General features: G+C 67.7%; 15 protein-coding genes. 12 read left to right on the top strand and 3 right to left on the bottom strand.

Annotated features, from left to right (window positions below; genetic code table 11):
• Positions 1-424: 424 nt before the first annotated feature.
• The 4 genes from AC5LXX_RS24550 to AC5LXX_RS24535 all read left to right on the top strand — a co-directional run bounded on the left by AC5LXX_RS24550 (position 425) and on the right by AC5LXX_RS24535 (position 6,233).
• A complete protein-coding gene (locus tag AC5LXX_RS24550; protein ID WP_493411316.1) occupies positions 425-1,165 on the top strand; it encodes a gluconate 2-dehydrogenase subunit 3 family protein in 741 nt (246 codons plus the stop codon).
• Positions 1,165-2,943: a GMC family oxidoreductase gene (locus AC5LXX_RS24545; protein ID WP_493411315.1), complete on the top strand. Its 1,779-nt coding sequence runs from the start codon at positions 1,165-1,167 to the stop codon at positions 2,941-2,943. The genes AC5LXX_RS24550 and AC5LXX_RS24545 overlap by 1 nt, the downstream gene beginning before the upstream one ends.
• Entirely contained in the window at positions 2,940-4,352 is a 1,413-nt protein-coding gene (locus AC5LXX_RS24540) for a c-type cytochrome (protein ID WP_493411314.1), read from the top strand. Before AC5LXX_RS24545 ends, AC5LXX_RS24540 begins: the two co-directional genes overlap by 4 nt.
• 165 nt (positions 4,353-4,517) lie before the next feature.
• Positions 4,518-6,233: a cation:proton antiporter domain-containing protein gene (locus AC5LXX_RS24535; protein ID WP_493411313.1), complete on the top strand. Its 1,716-nt coding sequence runs from the start codon at positions 4,518-4,520 to the stop codon at positions 6,231-6,233.
• 136 nt (positions 6,234-6,369) lie between these two features.
• On the opposite strand, the gene AC5LXX_RS24530 is transcribed toward AC5LXX_RS24535, so the two are convergent.
• Both AC5LXX_RS24530 and AC5LXX_RS24525 read right to left on the bottom strand, forming a co-directional pair.
• Positions 6,370-8,268, bottom strand: coding sequence for a peptidoglycan D,D-transpeptidase FtsI family protein (locus AC5LXX_RS24530; protein WP_493411312.1), 1,899 nt, complete (start codon positions 8,266-8,268; stop codon positions 6,370-6,372).
• A 415-nt stretch (positions 8,269-8,683) separates the two neighbouring features.
• Entirely contained in the window at positions 8,684-9,028 is a 345-nt protein-coding gene (locus tag AC5LXX_RS24525; protein ID WP_493411311.1) for a DUF3564 family protein, read from the bottom strand.
• Positions 9,029-9,677: 649 nt separating this feature from the next.
• Between AC5LXX_RS24525 and AC5LXX_RS24520 the strand changes: the two genes are divergently transcribed.
• Positions 9,678-10,889, top strand: a complete 1,212-nt coding sequence (locus tag AC5LXX_RS24520; RefSeq protein WP_493411310.1) for an SDR family oxidoreductase — start codon at positions 9,678-9,680, stop codon at positions 10,887-10,889.
• A 55-nt stretch (positions 10,890-10,944) separates the two neighbouring features.
• On the opposite strand, the gene hpaR is transcribed toward AC5LXX_RS24520, so the two are convergent.
• A complete protein-coding gene (hpaR, locus tag AC5LXX_RS24515) occupies positions 10,945-11,385 on the bottom strand; it encodes a homoprotocatechuate degradation operon regulator HpaR (protein ID WP_124447909.1) in 441 nt (146 codons plus the stop codon).
• 152 nt (positions 11,386-11,537) lie between these two features.
• On the opposite strand from hpaR, the gene AC5LXX_RS24510 reads away from it, so the two are divergent.
• Genes AC5LXX_RS24510 through hpaI form a run of 7 tightly spaced genes read left to right on the top strand, consistent with a single transcriptional unit; the run spans position 11,538 to position 17,459 of the window.
• Positions 11,538-12,227 (top strand): fumarylacetoacetate hydrolase family protein, encoded by a 690-nt coding sequence (locus AC5LXX_RS24510; RefSeq protein WP_493411309.1) that lies wholly within the window; start codon positions 11,538-11,540, stop codon positions 12,225-12,227.
• Positions 12,224-12,988 carry a fumarylacetoacetate hydrolase family protein gene (locus AC5LXX_RS24505; RefSeq protein WP_493411308.1) on the top strand — a complete coding sequence of 255 codons (765 nt, stop codon included), beginning with the start codon at positions 12,224-12,226 and terminating at the stop codon, positions 12,986-12,988. Before AC5LXX_RS24510 ends, AC5LXX_RS24505 begins: the two co-directional genes overlap by 4 nt.
• A gap of 22 nt (positions 12,989-13,010) precedes the next feature.
• Entirely contained in the window at positions 13,011-14,474 is a 1,464-nt protein-coding gene (gene hpaE, locus AC5LXX_RS24500; RefSeq protein ID WP_493411307.1) for a 5-carboxymethyl-2-hydroxymuconate semialdehyde dehydrogenase, read from the top strand.
• 56 nt (positions 14,475-14,530) lie between these two features.
• A complete protein-coding gene (gene hpaD / locus AC5LXX_RS24495) occupies positions 14,531-15,379 on the top strand; it encodes a 3,4-dihydroxyphenylacetate 2,3-dioxygenase (protein WP_493411306.1) in 849 nt (282 codons plus the stop codon).
• 44 nt (positions 15,380-15,423) lie between these two features.
• Entirely contained in the window at positions 15,424-15,816 is a 393-nt protein-coding gene (locus AC5LXX_RS24490; RefSeq protein ID WP_493411305.1) for a 5-carboxymethyl-2-hydroxymuconate Delta-isomerase, read from the top strand.
• A gap of 20 nt (positions 15,817-15,836) precedes the next feature.
• Entirely contained in the window at positions 15,837-16,640 is an 804-nt protein-coding gene (gene hpaH / locus AC5LXX_RS24485; protein WP_493411304.1) for a 2-oxo-hept-4-ene-1,7-dioate hydratase, read from the top strand.
• A 12-nt stretch (positions 16,641-16,652) separates the two neighbouring features.
• The gene (gene hpaI / locus AC5LXX_RS24480; protein WP_493411303.1) at positions 16,653-17,459 is read left to right on the top strand and encodes a 4-hydroxy-2-oxoheptanedioate aldolase; all 807 of its coding nucleotides are present in this window, start codon (positions 16,653-16,655) and stop codon (positions 17,457-17,459) included.
• The last annotated feature ends 2 nt before the right edge of the window (positions 17,460-17,461 follow it).

The following is a 17,461-nucleotide window of genomic DNA, read 5'->3' as shown; positions in this document are numbered from 1 at the left end:
TTTTCGATGCATTGAATTGCATCGAACCCCCTCGTAATGGAACCGGTTCCATATATAATTCGCGGCACTCGTCGCCCAGTGCTCGAAAGAGGGTCGTGCACGTCTCGCTTGCCGTCGGCAAACGCGGCGTCTAAGTTGAAACAGGGTCATGGCGATGAGGGGCAGATACCGGAAGAAAGGCGGTATTTGTCTGATGATAGGGCCCGATAAGAGGTCGATCCGTGCGGCGCTGCCGAAACCGACGCGCCGCGCGGCTGCATGAAGTCGCCGCTGCGCATCGCGCGGCCGGCGCCCGCATCGAGGTTGTTCGCAGCACACGAAAGAACAGGACGGCTGGCCGCGTGCGGCATGGCTGCCATACCGGATACGACGCATGCGGAGTGCGCGCGTCCGGACCCCGATCCCCAACGATCAACATCCGACCATGTCCACGCCACCTGACAAACCCAACTCGCGCCGCCGTTTCCTGCGCACGTCGGTCGCGCTCGTGCCGATCGCGTCGGTCGCCGGCTGCGACCTGCGTTCGTCGTCGCCGTCCGCGACGACGGCCGGCAACGCGCCCGCCGCATCGTCCGGCGCCGAACGTGCCCCGTACAAGCCGACCTTCTTCGATGCGAAGGAGTGGGCGTTCGTCCAGGCCGCGGTCGACCGGCTGATCCCGGCCGACGCCGAAGGCCCCGGCGCGCTCGAATCGGGCGTGCCCGAATTCATCGACCGCCAGATGGAGACGCCGTATGCGCACGGCGCGACGTGGTACATGCAGGGGCCGTTCCAGCAGGGCGTGCCCGAGCTCGGCTACCAGTTGAAGCTGGTGCCGCGCGACATCTACCGGCTCGGCATCGCGGCCGTCAACCGCTTTTGCGAAAAGGCGCACGGCAAGGCGTTCGCGGATCTCGATGCAACGACGCGCGACACCGTGCTCGGCGCGCTGGAGAAAGGCGGCGCGCAGATCGACGACGTGCCGCCCGGCGTGTTCTTCGGCCAGTTGCTGCAGAACACGCGCGAAGGCTATTTCTGCGATCCGGTGCACGGCGGCAATCACGACATGGCCGCGTGGAAGATGATCGGCTTTCCGGGCGCGCGCGCGGACTTCATGGATTTCGTCAACCAGAGCGGCAAGCCCTATCCGTACGGGCCCGTCTCGATCAACGGGGAGCGCAGCTGATGGCCGCAGAGAAAAAGCCGCACGTCGATGCGGTGATCGTCGGCTTCGGCTGGACCGGCGCGATCCTCGCGAAGGAACTGACCGAAGCAGGCCTGAAGGTCGTCGCGCTCGAGCGCGGCGAATATCGCGACACCTATCCGGACGGCGCGTATCCGAACACGATCGACGAGCTGACCTACAACATTCGCAAGAAGCTGTTCCTCGACCTGTCGAAGACGACCGTGTCGATCCGTCACGGCCTGCAGGACACCGCGCTGCCGTACCGGCAGCTCGCCGCGTTCCTGCCGGGCGAAGGCGTCGGCGGCGCGGGGCTGCACTGGTCGGGCGTGCATTTCCGGATCACGCCGGAAGAGCTGCGCCTGCGCAGCCACTATGAAGAGCGCTACGGCAGGAAGTTCATCCCCGAAGGGATGACGATCCAGGATACGGGCGTGACCTACGAGGAGCTCGAGCCGCACTTCGACTTCGCCGAGAAGGTGTTCGGCACGTCGGGCCAGGCGTACAAGGTCGGCGGCAAGGTGGTCGGCGACGGCAACGTGTTCGAAGCGAACCGCAGCGACAACTTCCCGCTGCCCGCGCAGTTGAACACGTATTCGGCACAGCGCTTCTCCGATGCAGCCAAGTCGCTCGGCCTGCATCCGTACCGGCTGCCGTCGGCGAACACGTCGGGCCCGTACACGAACCCGTACGGCGTGCAGATGGGGCCGTGCAACTTCTGCGGCTACTGCAGCGGCTACGCGTGCTACATGTACTCGAAGGCGTCGCCGAACCTGAACATCCTGCCCGCGCTGAAGCAGGCGCCGAACTTCGAGCTGCGCTCGAAGTGCCACGTGCTGCGCGTCGATCTCGACGACACGAAGAAGCGCGCGACGGGCGTGACCTACGTCGATCCGGCCGGGCGCGAAGTGCACCAGCCGGCCGATCTCGTGATCGTGGCCGCGTTCCAGTACCACAACGTGCACCTGCTGCTGCTGTCGGGCATCGGCAAGCCGTACGACCCGATCTCGGGCGAGGGCGTCGTGGGCCGCAATTTCGCGTACCAGAACCTGTCGACGATCAAGGCGTTCTTCGACAAGGACACCTACACGAACCCGTTCATCGGCGCGGGCGGCAACGGCGTCGCGGTGGACGACTTCAACGCGGACAACTTCGACCACGGCCCGCTCGGCTTCGTCGGCGGCTCGCCGCTGTGGGTGAACCAGGCCGGCGTGAAGCCGATCAGCGGCATCGCGACGCCGCCCGGTACGCCGCAGTGGGGCTCCGCGTGGAAGAAGGCCGTCAAGGACAACTACGCGCACACGATCTCGATGGACGCGCACGGCACCAACATGTCGTACCGCGACGTCTATCTCGACCTCGATCCGACCTATCGCGATTCGTACGGCCAGCCGCTGTTGCGGATGACGTTCGACTGGAAGGACAACGACATCAAGATGGCGCGGTACGTGACCGGGCAGATGAAGAAGATCGCGGAAGCGATGGGGCCGAAGGCGATCGGCGTGTCGACGCGCGAGTTCGGCAAGCACTTCGATTCGCGCCAGTACCAGACGACCCACCTCGTCGGCGGCGCGATCATGGGCACCGACCCGAAGACGAGCGTGCTGAACCGCTACCTGCAGTGCTGGGACGTGCACAACGTGTTCGTGATGGGCGCATCGGCGCTGCCGCAGGGCATCGGCTACAACCCGACCGGGATCATCGCGGCGCTGGCCTACTGGTCGGCACGCGCGATCCGCGAGCAATACCTGAAAAATCCTGCCCCGCTGGTGACCGTATGATGAGGACGATGAACCACGACGTCGCGCGCCGGGTGTCGCGCGCGCTGGCGGCCGGCGCCATCTGGGCCGCGTTCGGCTTCGCGGGCACGACGGCATTTGCGCAGCCGGCAGCGCCTGCGGCGGCTTCCGCTGCGGCTGCCGCACCCGCGCCTCGATCCGCCGACGCGAACCTGATCAAGCGCGGCGAATATCTCGCGCGTGCCGGCGACTGCATCGCTTGCCACACCGCGAACGGCGGCAAGCCGTTCGCGGGCGGGCTGAAGTTCGACACGCCGATCGGCGGCATCTACTCGACGAACATCACGCCGGACCCGAAGACGGGCCTCGGCGGCTGGACTTACGAGGACTTCACGCGTGCGGTGCGCGAAGGCGTGCGCAAGAACGGCGACACGATGTATCCGGCGATGCCGTTCCCGTCGTATGCGCGCCTGACCGACGACGACATGAAGGCGCTGTACGCGTACTTCATGCACGGCGTCGCGCCCGTCGAACACGAGAACCGCGCGGTCGACATCGTGTGGCCGCTGTCGATGCGCTGGCCGCTCGGCATCTGGCGCAAGATGTTCGCGCCGACGCCGAAGCCGTTCGATGCGGCGCCTTACACCGATCCGGTGGTCGCGCGCGGCGCATATCTCGTGCAGGGTCTCGGCCATTGCGGCGCGTGCCACACGCCGCGCGCGCCGACGATGCAGGAGCGCGGGCTGACCGACGCGGACGGCCCGGACTTCCTGGCCGGCGGCGCGGCAATCGACGGCTGGGTGCCGACGAGCCTGCGCGGCGAGCCGCGCACGGGCCTCGGCACGTGGAACGACGCCGAGATCGTGCAGTTCCTGAAGACGGGCCGCACGCTGCGCACGGCCGCATTCGGCGGGATGACGGACGTGGTCGGGCACAGCATGCAGCACATGACCGACGACGACCTGAACGCGATCGCGCGCTACCTGAAGACACTGCCGCCGCGCGTGCAGGGCGAGCAGCCGCACGTGTACGACGCCGCTGCCGCGAAGGCGCTGCAGACGGGCGACGCGAGCAAGCCGGGCGCGGCAGTCTATCGCGACAACTGCATGGCCTGCCACCGCAGCGACGGCCATGGCTACACGCGCGTGTTCCCGGCGCTCGCCGGCAATCCGGTCGTGCAGGGCGACGATCCGACCTCGCTGATCCACGTCGTGCTGGAAGGCAGTGCGCTGCAGGGGACGCACACCGCGCCGTCGACCTTCACGATGCCGCCGTTCGGCTGGCGCCTGTCGGACCAGGACGTCGCGGACGTGTCGAACTTCGTGCGCACGAGCTGGGGCAACACGGGCGCGCCGGTGACGGCCGCGCAGGTCGCGAAGGTGCGCAAGAGCGTGCCGTCGACGCGGCCCGAACCGCCGCCGGGCGCGCGGTTCCCGCAAGCGTCGCGCTGACGCGGGCGGCGGGGCGCCGGCCCCGCCTGTCGTTGCGCCGGGGTTGCACCCCGCAAAGGCGCGCGGCCGCGTGAATTTTTCGCGGCCGCACGCCATTCTTCCGCCTCATCCCTTATCCTTCACTCTTGAACCTTACTAAATAGTTACAAGAGCTTGGGAGGGGGGATGCCTCATGATGTCAGCCTGATTGCGTTGCTCGCGGCCGGTTTCGGTCTCGCGATGATCTTCGGTTACCTCGCGTCGCTGCTGAAAATGCCGCCGCTCGTCGGCTATCTGCTCGCCGGGATCGTGATCGGCCCCGGCACGCCCGGTTTCGTCGGCGACCTGTCGCTCGCGCAGCAGCTCGCCGAAGTGGGCGTGATGCTGCTGATGTTCGGCGTCGGCCTGCATTTTTCGCTCGGCGATCTGCTCGCGGTGCGCAAGATCGCGCTGCCGGGCGCCGTCGTCCAGATCACCGTCGCGACGCTGTTGGGCGGCGGGCTCGCGCTCACGTGGGGCTGGAGCCTCGGCGCGGCGCTCGTGTTCGGGCTCGCGCTGTCGGTCGCGAGTACCGTCGTGCTGCTGCGCGCACTCGAGGGGCGTGGGTTGGTCGAGTCGGTCAACGGGCGCATCGCGGTCGGCTGGCTGGTCGTCGAGGATCTCGTGATGGTGCTCGTGCTGGTGCTGCTGCCGCCCGTCGCGGGGCTGCTCGGCGGCACGCCGCCCGGCGATACCCATGCGGCCGGCGGCAGCGTGTGGGGCACGCTCGGCGTCACGATGCTGAAGGTCGCGGCGTTCATCGCGCTGATGCTGGTGGTCGGCAAGCGCGTGTTCCCGCGCATTCTGTGGCTCGTCGCGCGCACCGGTTCGCGCGAGCTGTTCACGCTGTGCATGATCGCGGCCGCGGTCGGCATCGCGTTCGGCGCGGCGAAGCTGTTCGACGTATCGTTCGCGCTCGGCGCGTTCTTCGCCGGGATGATGATGCGCGAGTCGGAATTCAGCCGGCGCGCGGCCGACGAGACGCTGCCGCTGCGCGACGCGTTCTCGGTGCTGTTCTTCATCTCGGTCGGCATGCTGTTCGACCCGAAGGTGCTGATCGAGGAGCCGCTGCACGTGATCGAGGTCGCGGCGATCGTGCTGGTCGGCAAGACGCTCGCGGCCGTCGCGCTCGTGATCGCGTTCCGCTATCCGCTGAACACCGCGCTGACGGTCGGCGCGGGCCTCGCGCAGATCGGCGAATTCTCGTTCATCCTCGCGGGGCTCGGCCGGGCGCTCGGACTGCTGTCGGCCGAGGGGCAGAGCCTGATTCTGGCGGTCGCGCTGATCTCGATCGCGATGAATACGTTGCTGTTCGCGATGATCGATCCGGCGCTCGCATGGATCCGCAAGCATTCGGCGTTCGCGCGCAAGCTCGAGGCGCGCGACGACCCGCTCGCCGCGCTGCCGATGTCGACGCCGCAGACGCACCTGACCGGGCAGGTCGTGATCGTCGGCTACGGCAAGGTCGGCACGCGGATCGCGCATGCGCTGGACGAGCGCGGGATCGCGTACGTCGTCGTCGAGCAGAACCGCGAACTCGTCGAGAAACTGCGTGCGGACGGCGTCGCGGCCGTGTCGGGCGACGCGATCGAGCCGATCGTGCTCGTGCAGGCGCACATCGCGCGCGCCGGGATGCTGGTCGTCACGCTGCCGGATGTGTTCGACGTGCGGCAGATCGTCGAGATCTCGCGCACGCTCAACCCGACGCTCGAGGTCGTGCTGTGCACGAACAGCGGCGACGAGGCCGCGCTGCTGTCTCACGAAGGAATCGGCACCGTGTTCATGGGCGAGACCGAACTCGCGCGCGGGATGACCGAGCACGTGCTCGGCCGGATGGTGAAGCCGCTCGCGGCCGCGCATTGACCGTGCAGCATCGCGCTGCGTGCCGCGCACCGCGCGGGACGCGGCGGAAACGCTCGAATAGTGCGGGGCGTTCCTGGAAGGTGGGACGAAAGCAACGGAAGGGCGACGCGCATGCGGCGCCGCCCGTGAGGCTTCTTCAGCTTGCGGCTGCAGCCTTCGTCGGCGCGACCGTGCCGGCCTGCGCGGCCGTCTTGAGCGGTGCCGACGGATTCTGCGCCGCAGCCGTCGTGGCCGCGGCCGCCGCCTTCGGCGTTGCCACCGTCTTCTGCGGCGCAGCCGCCTTCGCCGGCGCATTCTTCTCGGGCTCGACCGGTGCATCGGGCGGCACGCCGAGCAACTGCAGCGAGCCGCTCGTGACCGACGCGAACACCGGGCCGGCCACCGTGCCGCCGTAGTAGCCCTTGCCGCGCGGCTCGTCGATCATCACCGCGACGATCAGGCGCGGGTTGCTCATCGGCGCCATTCCCGCGAACAGCGCGCGGTACTTGCCCTTCGCGTAGGTTGCACCGACCTGCTTGCGGGCGGTACCGGTCTTGCCGCCGATCCGGTAGCCGTCGACGCGCGCGCGGCGCCCCGTGCCGCCTTCGCCGACCGCCATCTCGAGCATCGAGCGGATCGACGCGGCCGTTTGCGGCGACGTCACGCGGTGGCCGCGATGCGCGTCGATCGTCTGCTGGTCGGTCCCGTTCTTCAGCAGCGACACCGGGTGCAGCGTGCCGTCGCCCGCGTAGGCCGTGTAGGTCTGCGCGATCTGCAGCAGCGACATCGACAGGCCGTAGCCGTAGGCCATCGTCGCCTGTTCGATCGGACGCCAGCGCTTGTAGCCGCGCAGCCGGCCCGACGCGACGCCCGGGAACGTCAGTTCCGGTGCGCGGCCGATCCCGTACTCCTGGTACTTGTTCCAGATCGTTTCGGCGGGCAGGTTCAGCGCGAGCTTCGCGAGCGCGACGTTGCTCGACTTCTGCAGCGCTTGCGCGACCGTCAGCGACCCGTGGTTCGACGTGTCGTGAATCACGGCCGGGCCGATCTTGTAGGTGCCCGGCGACGTGTTGATGATCGTGTTCGGCGTGACCTTGCGTTCGTCGATCGACAGCGCGACGACGAGCGGCTTGATCGTCGAGCCCGGCTCGAACGTGTCGATCACCGCGCGGTTGCGCAGTTGCTGGCCGGTCAGGCGGGCGCGGTCGTTCGGGTCGAAGGTCGGGTAGTTCGCGAGCGCAAGGATCTCGCCGTTCTGCGCGTCGAGCACGACGACGCTGCCGGCCTCCGCGTTGTTCTCGATCACGGCCGCCTTGAGCTGGCTGTACGCGAGCTGCTGGATCCGGCGGTCGATCGTCAGCTCGATCGTCGCGCCGTGCTGCGCGGGCACGAGCGGGCGCGTGTCCGACACGATGCGCCCGAGCCGGTCGCGGATCACCTCGCGCTGCCCGGACGTGCCCTGCAGGCGTGCATTCGCCGCAAGCTCGACGCCTTCCTGGCCCTTGTCCTCGACGTTCGTGAAGCCGACCACGTGCGCGGCCGATTCGCCTTCGGGGTAGAAGCGCTTCGAATCGGCGATCTGCGTGATGCCGTCGATCGCGAGCTTGTCGAGGCGGCCCGCGGTATCGGCGTCGACCTGCCGCTTGAGCAGCACGAAGGTCTTCTCGTTGCCGAGACGCCGCTTCACCTCGACAAGCGGCATGTCGAGCACCTTCGCGATCTGCGGGTAGTCGGTATCGGCGACCTGTTTCGGGTTCGCCCAGATTTCATAGGTCGACAGGCTGACCGCGAGCATCGCGCCGTTGCGGTCGACGATGCGCCCGCGCATCGCGTCGAGCTCGATCGTGCGCTGGTAGCGCTTCTGGCCCTGGCCGACATAGAAATCCTGGTTCGCGACCTGCACCCAGAAGGCCCGCGCGATCAGTGCGGCGAACGCGAGGAACACGATGATCACGATGAACCTCGAGCGCCACATCGGCAGGCGCGACGCGAGCATCGGATTCTTGGTCGCGGCCGCGTAGGGATCGGCGGGGTGGGTCTTCTTTTTCACGCTCATGCAATGGCCGGTTCGGGCCGCCCGACGGCGGCAAATCAGTCTGGATAATGCGATTGTAATAAATGAGTAAACACCGTGTGGGGAAAGTGTGTTCCGGCCCCGTGAAAAACATTGACCGGGGACTCGGCCACACGCGGAAACGGGGAGGAAAAAACGGCGAAAGCGGGATGTCGACGTCACGGCAGGCGACGCGGGCGGAACCTCGGCCGCGTGTCGATCGGGGGCTGCGGATTCCGGCACCGGTCGATCGCGGCAGTCGATGCAGCGCGATCAATTGCCCGGCTCCTGATTATTTCTTTATGCCAGAAAATGAAAAACGCCCCGAAAAGGGGCGTCGTTAATAATGAATATCGCAATGAATATCACTGATGCCGGAATAAACCCGAAGACCGCAGACGATTTACGTCAATGAATGCTAGCGGGCGACGGAAATGAATTCCCGGTATTCCGGCTGGGTCGTGCAGCGATCGACTTCCTGCAGCCGCCATGCACCGGCGTGATCGCCGGCGAGTACGGCGGGGCCCTGTTCGCGCTGCATCGCACCGAACGACAGCCCCTTCAACTGGCAGACGGCGTTGCCGCTGTCGGCCGCGCAGAGGGCCATCGTGCCCTCGACGTCGCGGACCTTGCCCCAGGTCGGAAGATCGATGCCCTGATGTGCCTCGCGCGACCACAGCCCTTCGTCGGTGTCGACCCACAGTACCGCGAAGGCATGCCGGGTTGCGGAATCGCTGCCATTAATCCGAATGGTGAGGCGCATTGTGATCGTCTCCTAAAAATGACGCATTCGACCGTTTTGACTTGACCAGTCTAGATAGACTGGTGTGAAACGCAAGTGTTAATCCGCAATAAATCCATATTGAGTCTATTGCGGATTCAGATGAAACGACGTCTGACGATTCGTGGTCATTCCGGAGGCCCGCGCACTAGCGGGCGTCACGGGCGGTTGCCGCGCCGGCGCGCGCATTGCCGACGCGCGAGACATGGGATGACATGGCCGCCGGGCGCGTCGATCTGTCGCGCGCGGCCGGCGGCCGGAAACGGGGTCACCGGATGCGACATGACGCAGTCCGGCCGTCGCCCGGCCGGATGTTTCGGCGCGTTGACGGCGGGTCCGGCACGACACACTCCGACAATCGCGTACAAATCGGCACACTTTCACGAAACTTTCGGGACAGACTTGCATTCGGTCGGGCCCCACACTGGGAGCATCCCGATCCCGTGCCGCGGACGCCCGTCCACGGCGGCTGCCGCCGCTTCGTGCCAGAGACGCGATCGACGCGATCGCGGGCCGCATGCCCGATCGGAACTGCCGGGGTGCGCGTCAGCCCCGGCCCGGCCGGTGAGCCGTGCGCAGCCTGCAACCGCGGGCGCCGCGCCGCCCGGTCGATTCTTCGAAGGAGACTATCGTGCTGATCTGGAAAACCGCGTTGTCGCTCAACTGGCGCACGAGCCTCGTGTCGCCGGCCAGCGCACCGGTCGCGGCGGCGAACGTCGGACGGCTGGTGCTGACCGGCGCGACCGGTTTCATCGGCAGTACCGTGCTGACGGCGCTTGTCAACGCAGGGCTGCTCGAACGCATCGTGTGCGTCGTGCGTGCGGAGGACCGCGGCCACGCGGTCGCGCGGCTGCGCGAAGCGGCGCTGCGCGCGGGGCTCGCGCCCTACTGGGCGTCGCGGCTGACCGATGCGAACGTGATCGTCGGCGCGCTCGGCGACGTGTGGCACGGCGCCGATGCGCCGCGCCTCGCCGGCGCGACACACGTGATTCACTGCGCGGGCCATGCATCGCCGGCCGACGGCGCGCACCTGCAGGCCGACATCGCCGATGCCGTGCACTTCGCCGAACGCTTCGCGCGCGCGCCGCGCCTGCAGCGCTTCGTGTACGTCGGCACGGCCTATGCGCATGCGGGCCGCGGCGGGATCGTGCAGGAAGCGGGGGCGGCCGATGCGGCGGACGACGCGGCGCGCGACGACGAAGGCCTGCCGGGCGCGGTGCTGGCGGCCGACTACCTGCACGCGAAGGCCGAAACCGAGCAGCGCCTGCGCGCGCTCGGACTGCCGCTCGTCGTCGTGCGGCCGTCGCACGTGGTCGGCCATACGGTACTCGGCACGCGGCCCGCGCCGAATTCATTCTGGATGTTCCGGTTGGCGCATGCCGCGCGCCGCTTCACCGCGCGGCCGATGACGCGGATCGATATCGTGTCGGTAGACGACGTGGCGCGCGCGACGATGCTGCTGGCCGTGAAGCCGACACTCGCACACGACGTCTATCACGTGTCGGCCGGCGACGAGGCGCCGCAGGTGGCGCAGATCGTGCGCGCGATGGACGAGGCGGCCGGGATGACGGGTGCGCCGCGCTACGCGGCGTGCGCGCCGGCCGAATTGCCGCTGGTGGTGCGCGATGTGCTCGGGCGGCCCGATCCGGCACTCGAGCGCGTGATCGGTCGCGCGTTGCAGCGCTGTGGGGAGTTCGCGACGGTCGACCGCGTGTTCGACAACCGCCGCGTGCGCGACGAAATCGATTTCGAGCCGTTGCCGTTCATCGACTACGTCGAGGAATGCATGCGCACGTCGCGCGGCGTGGCCGTGACCGAGCTGATGCGCGGCGCACTGCATTGACCGTGCGCACTGGCGCGGCGCCCGTTCCCGCGCATGGCGGGCGCGGGCGCCGTCATCACGCGTTGCCGCCGAGCTCGATGAGCCGGTCGAGCGCGCGGTAGATGTCTTCGAGGCCGTCCTGGCCGAAACGCGATTCGAGCTGCCGGTATTGCTCGTCGATGCGCGGACCGATTTCCGTCACCAGTTTCCTGCTTTGCGGCGTCAGGCTGACCAGCAGCCGGCGCTGGTCTTCCTGCGCGCGCGTGCGCGTGATCAGGCCGTCGCGCTCCATCCGTTCCAGCACGCCCGTGAGGCTCGGGCTCAGGATGCAGCAACGTTTGGCGATCTGTCCCGCTTCGAGCGCGTGCGCCGGTTCGCCGTCGAGCACGCGGATGATCCGCCATTGCTGTTCGGTCAGCGCGAATTCCTTGAGAATGGGGCGAAACAGACCCATCAGCGTTTCGCGGGCCTCGAGCAGCAGCATGGCCAGGTTGCGATGGTCGAGCGTACGGTTCATCGGGGTGGGTAAAGGACGGGGACGCATCAATCTTAACAGCCGAAGGTGATGAATTTCGCAACTCAGGGTAATCGAGGTTGCCAGCGCCCGATTGTTTACTTAAGATATTAACTATTGACGATGCGCCGCGACGCGCGGCAGGGGAATGACGCATGGAGCTGTCTTGCACGACCGCCGCGGCGCCGCCGTTGCCGGTCGCCATCGGGACCGTCTACGGGGCGCTGCTCAACGAGCGCGCGGCGCTCGACGCGCTCGGCGACGCCGTGAACGCACCGCCTTACGGCCGTCCGCCGCAGGCACCGATCCTGTACATCAAGCCCGCAAACACGCATGCGGCCGACGGCGCGGCCGTCGTCGTGCCGGCCGGTGTCGACGCGCTGGAGATCGGCGCATCGGTGGCCGTCGTGTTCGCCCGGCGCGCGACGCGCGTGCCGGCCGCGCAGGCGCTCGACTACGTGCACGGCTTCACGCTCGCGAGCGACGTGTCGGTGCCGCATCCCGATTACTACCGTCCGGCCGTGCGCTTCAAGTGCCGTGACGGCTTCTGCCCGCTGGGGCCGGCGATCGTGCCGGCCGCCGCGCTGGGCGACGTCGACGCGATCGGCCTGACGGTGCGGATCGACGGCGAGGCGGCCGCGTCCGCGTCGACCGCCGCGCTGATCCGCCCGGTGCGCGAGCTGATCGCCGACGTGACGGCGTTCATGTCGTTCGACGCGGGCGACGTGCTGTTGCTTGGCGTCGCGGGCGGCGCACCGCGCGCCCGTGAGGGCAGCACGATCGAGATTGCGGCCGCCGGCATCGGCACGTTGCGGCATACGCTGGTTGCGGAGGACGCACGATGAAGACGGCGCGTGTGATCTACAACGGCGCACTGCATGCGGCCGAACCGGCCGGCGACGGCACGATCCGCCTCGATACGGGGTGCGTGGTCGCCGAGGACGCGGTGGCGTGGCTGCCGCCCGTCGCGCCGCGCACGACGTTCGCGCTCGGCCTGAACTACGCCGACCACGCGAAGGAACTCGCGTTCAAGGCGCCGAGCGAGCCGCTGATCTTCCTGAAGGGGCCGAACACGTTCATCGGCCACCGGTCGCGCACCGTGCGCCCGGCGGATGCGACGCACATGCACTACGAGTGCGAGCTGGCCGTCGTGATCGGCCGGCCCGCGCGCAACGTCAGCCGCGTGCAGGCGATCGACTACGTGGCCGGCTATACGGTCGCGAACGACTATGCGATCCGCGACTATCTCGAGAACTACTACCGCCCGAACCTGCGCGTGAAGAACCGCGACACCTGCACGCCGCTCGGGCCGTGGTTCGTCAGCCGCGACGAGATCGGCGACGCGGGCGACCTGATGCTGCGCACGACCGTGAACGGCCGGGAGACGCAGCGCGGCAGCACGCGCGACATGATTTTCGACGTGCCGGCGTTGATCGAGCACATCAGCGGCTTCATGACGCTCTCGCCGGGCGACCTGATCCTGACCGGCACGCCCGAGGGGCTGGCGGACACGAAGCCGGGCGACGAGGTCGTGACCGAGATCGAAGGAATCGGCCGGCTCGTGAACACGATCGTCGGTGAAGCAGACTACTATCGCGCCGGCTGAGCCCGTCGCACCAGGAGAGCATATGACCATCAAGCACTGGATCGACGGCCGCGAAGTCGAGAGCCGCGAGACCTTCACGACGCTGAATCCCGCGACGGGCGAAGTCATCACCGACGTCGCGTCGGGCGGCGAGGCTGAGGTCGACGCGGCCGTGCGCGCGGCGAAGGCGGCGTTCCCGAAATGGGCGAACACGCCCGCGAAGGAGCGCGCGAAGCTGATGCGCAAGCTCGGCGAGCTGATCGAGAAGAACGTGCCGATGCTCGCGGCGCTGGAGACGCAGGATACCGGCCTGCCGATCGCGCAGACGAGCAAGCAGTTGATTCCGCGGGCGTCCGAGAACTTCAACTTCTTCGCGGAAGTGTGCGTGCAGATGAACGGCCGCACGTATCCGGTCGACGACCAGATGCTGAACTACACGCTGTACCAGCCGGTCGGCGTGTGCGCGCTGGTGTCGCCGTGGAACGTGCCGTTCATGACGGCCACGTGGAAGACGGCGCCGTGCCTCGCGCTCGGCAACACGGCCGTGCTGAAGATGTCCGAGCTGTCGCCGCTGACGGCCGACCAGCTCGGCCGGCTCGCGCTCGAAGCCGGCATTCCGCCCGGCGTGCTGAACGTCGTGCAGGGCTATGGCGCGACGGCCGGCGACGCGCTGGTGCGCCACCCGGACGTGCGTGCGGTGTCGTTCACCGGCGGCACGGTCACCGGCAAGCGCATCATGGAGCGCGCCGGCCTCAAGAAGTATTCGATGGAGCTCGGCGGCAAGTCGCCGGTGCTGGTCTTCGACGACGCCGATTTCGATCGCGCGCTCGACGCGTCGCTGTTCACGATCTTCTCGATCAATGGCGAACGCTGCACGGCCGGGTCGCGGATCTTCGTGCAGCGCACGATCTACGATCGCTTCGTGCAGGAATTCGCGCGTCGCGCGAACAACCTGGTGGTCGGCGATCCGTCCGATCCGGGCACGAATCTCGGCGCGATGATCACGCGCCAGCACTGGGAGAAGGTGACGGGCTATATCCGCATCGGCGAGCAGGAAGGCGCACGTGTGGTCGCGGGCGGCGCGGACAAGCCGGCCGGGCTGCCCGACCGTCTGCGCAACGGCAATTTCGTGCGCCCGACCGTGTTTGCCGACGTCGATAACCGGATGCGCATCGCGCAGGAAGAGATCTTCGGGCCGGTCGCGTGCATCATCCCGTTCGAGGACGAAGACGAAGGGCTGCGGCTCGCGAACGATACGGCGTACGGCCTCGCGTCGTACATCTGGACGCAGGACGTCGGCAAGGTGCATCGTCTGGCACGCGGCATCGAGGCCGGGATGGTGTTCGTGAACAGCCAGAACGTGCGCGACCTGCGCCAGCCGTTCGGCGGCGTGAAGGAATCGGGCACCGGGCGCGAGGGCGGCGAATACAGTTTCGAGGTGTTCGCGGAGATCAAGAACGTGTGCATCTCGATGGGTTCGCATCACATCCCGCGCTGGGGCGTGTGACGGGCGCGGGGCGATTCGACGAAAAGACGCCGCAAAGACCATACGGAGACTGAACGATGGGCAAACTGTCCCTCGCCGCGAAGATCACGCACGTGCCGTCGATGTACCTGTCGGAACTGCCCGGCCGGCATCACGGCTGCCGTGAGGCGGCGATCCGCGGCCACCAGCTGATCGGCGAGCGCTGCCGCGCGCTCGGCGTCGACACGATCGTCGTGTCGGACGTGCACTGGCTCGTCAATGCCGGCTATCACGTGAACTGCAATGCGCGGTTCGCGGGCACCTACACGAGCAACGAGCTGCCGCATTTCATCCGCGACATGCAGTACGCGTATCCGGGCAACCCGGCACTCGGCCGGCTGATCGCCGAGACGGCCACCGAGCGCGGCATCGCGACGCGCGCGCACGAGATCGACAGCCTCGAACTCGAATACGGCACGCTCGTGCCGATGCGCTACATGAATGGCGACCAGCACTTCAAGGTCGTGTCGATCGCGGGCTGGTGCATGTGGCATCAGCTCGACGAAAGCCGCCGCTTCGGCGAGGCGCTGCTCGAAGCGATCGAGAAGAGCGATTCGAACGTCGCGTTCCTCGCGAGCGGTTCGCTGTCGCACCGCTTCAACGACAACGGCAGCCCCGAGGAATCGATCCACCAGATCAGCCGCGAATTCTTCCGGCAGGTCGACCTGCGCGTGGTCGAGCTGTGGAAGCAGGGCGATTTCAAGACCTTCTGCGCGATGCTGCCGGAGTACAACATACATTGCCACGGCGAAGGCGGGATGCACGACACGGCGATGCTGCTCGGGCTGCTCGGCTGGGACCGCTACGACAAGCCGGTCGAGATCGTCACCGACTATTTCGCGAGTTCGGGCACCGGGCAGATCAACGCGATCTTCCCGCTGGCCTGAGCGCGGCGGCCCGCCAAGCAACCGAATCCGACCGGAGATTTGCCATGCCTCACATCGTCGTCGAATACACCGCGAACATCCGCGACGACGCGCGCATTCCCGCGCTGCTGCGCACGATCAACGCGACGCTGATCGCGCAAGGCGGCGTGTTCCCGACCGGCGGCATCCGCTCGCGCGCGATCGAGCTGCAGGACTACTGCGTGGCCGACGGCACGGAGGACGACGCGTTCGTCCACGTGACGCTGAAGATCGGCGCGGGCCGCAGCGACGAAACGAAGCAAGCCGCGTGCGATGCGCTGTTCGACGCGATCAAGGCCCATTTCGCCGAGCTGTACGCGAAACGCTACCTTGCGCTGTCGATGGAACTGACCGAATTCAGCGAAAGCGGCTCGTACAAGCACAACAACATCCACGCCCGCTACAAGCGGGCCGGCTGAACCCCATTCCCGATCCGACCATGCTCGAACCCGCCATCATCGACCAGCTCGCGCACCGTCTGCACGACGCCGAGCGCGCACGCACGCAGATCCGCCAGATCTCGCTCGACCACCCCGACATCACGATCGACGACGCGTATGCGATCCAGCGCGCGTGGGTGACCCTCAAGCTCGCGGAAGGCCGCACGCTGAAAGGGCACAAGATCGGCCTCACGTCGAAGGCGATGCAGAACACGTCGCAGATCGACGAGCCCGACTACGGCGCGCTGCTCGACGACATGTTCTTCGAAGACGGCGGCACGATCCCGACCGGCCGCTTCATCGTGCCGCGCGTCGAGGTCGAGCTCGCGTTCGTGCTCGGCAAGCGGCTTTCGGGCCCGAACTGCACGATCTTCGACGTGTACGACGCGGTCGATTACGTCGTGCCCGCGCTCGAGATCATCGACGCGCGTAGCCAGTCGATCGACCCCGATACGAAACGCCCGCGCAAGGTGTTCGACACGATCGCCGACAACGCGGCGAACGCGGGCGTCGTGATCGGCGGCCGGCCGGTGCGGCCGCAGGACGTCGACCTGCGCTGGGTCGCGGCGATCATGTCGCGCAACGGCGTGGTCGAGGAAACGGGTGTCGCGGCCGGCGTGCTGAACCATCCGGCGAACGGCGTCGCGTGGCTCGCAAACCGGCTGTCGCGCTTCGATGTCGCACTGGAACCGGGGCAGATCGTGCTCGGCGGCTCGTTCACGCGGCCGTGCGCGGCGCGATCGGGCGACACGTTCAGCGTGGACTACGGCTCGCTCGGAACGATCCAGTGCTACTTCGAGTGAGGTGAGCGAACGATGCAGATTCCATCGAATGTGTTCAAGGCCGCGCTGGCGCGCGGCGACGCGCAGGTCGGGCTGTGGCTCGGGCTCGCGAATCCGTACAGCGCCGAGGTCGTCGCGGGCGCCGGTTTCGACTGGCTGCTGATCGACGGCGAGCATGCGCCGAACACGGTGCCGACGATCCTCGCGCAACTGCAGGCGATCGCGCCGTACCCGTCGCATCCGGTCGTGCGCGTGCCGTGGAACGATCCGGTGATCGTCAAGCAGGTGCTCGATCTCGGCACACAGACGCTGCTCGTGCCGATGGTGCAGAGCGCCGACGAAGCGCGCGCGGCCGTGGCAGCGACGCGATACCCGCCGCACGGGATTCGCGGCGTCGGCAGTGCGCTGGCGCGTGCGTCACGGTGGAATCGGGTGGGCGACTACCTGCATCGCGCGAACGACGAGATGGCCGTGCTCGTGCAGGTCGAGACGCGTGCGGGGCTCGACGCGATCGATGCGATTGCGCGTGTCGAAGGCGTCGACGGTGTGTTCATCGGGCCGGCCGACCTGGCCGCCGACCTCGGGCATCTCGGCAATCCGGGGCACCCGGACGTGCAGGCCGCGATCGACGGCGCGATCCGCGCGATCAAGGCGGCCGGCAAGGCGCCGGGCATTCTGAGCGCGGATGAGGCGGCCGCGCGGCGCTACCTGGAAGCGGGGGCGCTGTTCGTCGCGGTGGGTGTCGATACGACGCTGCTGGCGAGAAGCGCGGAGCGCCTGGCCGCGGAGTTCAAGGCGAATGGCGGCGATGTGGTGAAGAAGGGCGACGGGACGTATTGAGC

The sequence above is a fragment of the Burkholderia torrens genome, from assembly GCF_984668525.1.
This window is presented reverse-complemented; position numbering and strand designations above follow the sequence as displayed.

Bases quoted from the DNA above. Each gene is read 5' to 3' on its own strand.
- AC5LXX_RS24550 (WP_493411316.1), top strand. From the start codon at position 425: ATGTCCACGCCACCTGACAAACCCAACTCGCGCCGCCGTTTCCTGCGC.
- AC5LXX_RS24545 (WP_493411315.1), top strand. From the start codon at position 1,165: ATGGCCGCAGAGAAAAAGCCGCACGTCGATGCGGTGATCGTCGGCTTC.
- AC5LXX_RS24540 (WP_493411314.1), top strand. From the start codon at position 2,940: ATGATGAGGACGATGAACCACGACGTCGCGCGCCGGGTGTCGCGCGCG.
- AC5LXX_RS24535 (WP_493411313.1), top strand. From the start codon at position 4,518: ATGCCTCATGATGTCAGCCTGATTGCGTTGCTCGCGGCCGGTTTCGGT.
- AC5LXX_RS24530 (WP_493411312.1), bottom strand. From the start codon at position 8,268: ATGAGCGTGAAAAAGAAGACCCACCCCGCCGATCCCTACGCGGCCGCG.
- AC5LXX_RS24525 (WP_493411311.1), bottom strand. From the start codon at position 9,028: ATGCGCCTCACCATTCGGATTAATGGCAGCGATTCCGCAACCCGGCAT.
- hpaR (WP_124447909.1), bottom strand. From the start codon at position 11,385: ATGAACCGTACGCTCGACCATCGCAACCTGGCCATGCTGCTGCTCGAG.
- AC5LXX_RS24510 (WP_493411309.1), top strand. From the start codon at position 11,538: ATGGAGCTGTCTTGCACGACCGCCGCGGCGCCGCCGTTGCCGGTCGCC.
- AC5LXX_RS24505 (WP_493411308.1), top strand. From the start codon at position 12,224: ATGAAGACGGCGCGTGTGATCTACAACGGCGCACTGCATGCGGCCGAA.
- hpaE (WP_493411307.1), top strand. From the start codon at position 13,011: ATGACCATCAAGCACTGGATCGACGGCCGCGAAGTCGAGAGCCGCGAG.
- hpaD (WP_493411306.1), top strand. From the start codon at position 14,531: ATGGGCAAACTGTCCCTCGCCGCGAAGATCACGCACGTGCCGTCGATG.
- AC5LXX_RS24490 (WP_493411305.1), top strand. From the start codon at position 15,424: ATGCCTCACATCGTCGTCGAATACACCGCGAACATCCGCGACGACGCG.
- hpaH (WP_493411304.1), top strand. From the start codon at position 15,837: ATGCTCGAACCCGCCATCATCGACCAGCTCGCGCACCGTCTGCACGAC.
- hpaI (WP_493411303.1), top strand. From the start codon at position 16,653: ATGCAGATTCCATCGAATGTGTTCAAGGCCGCGCTGGCGCGCGGCGAC.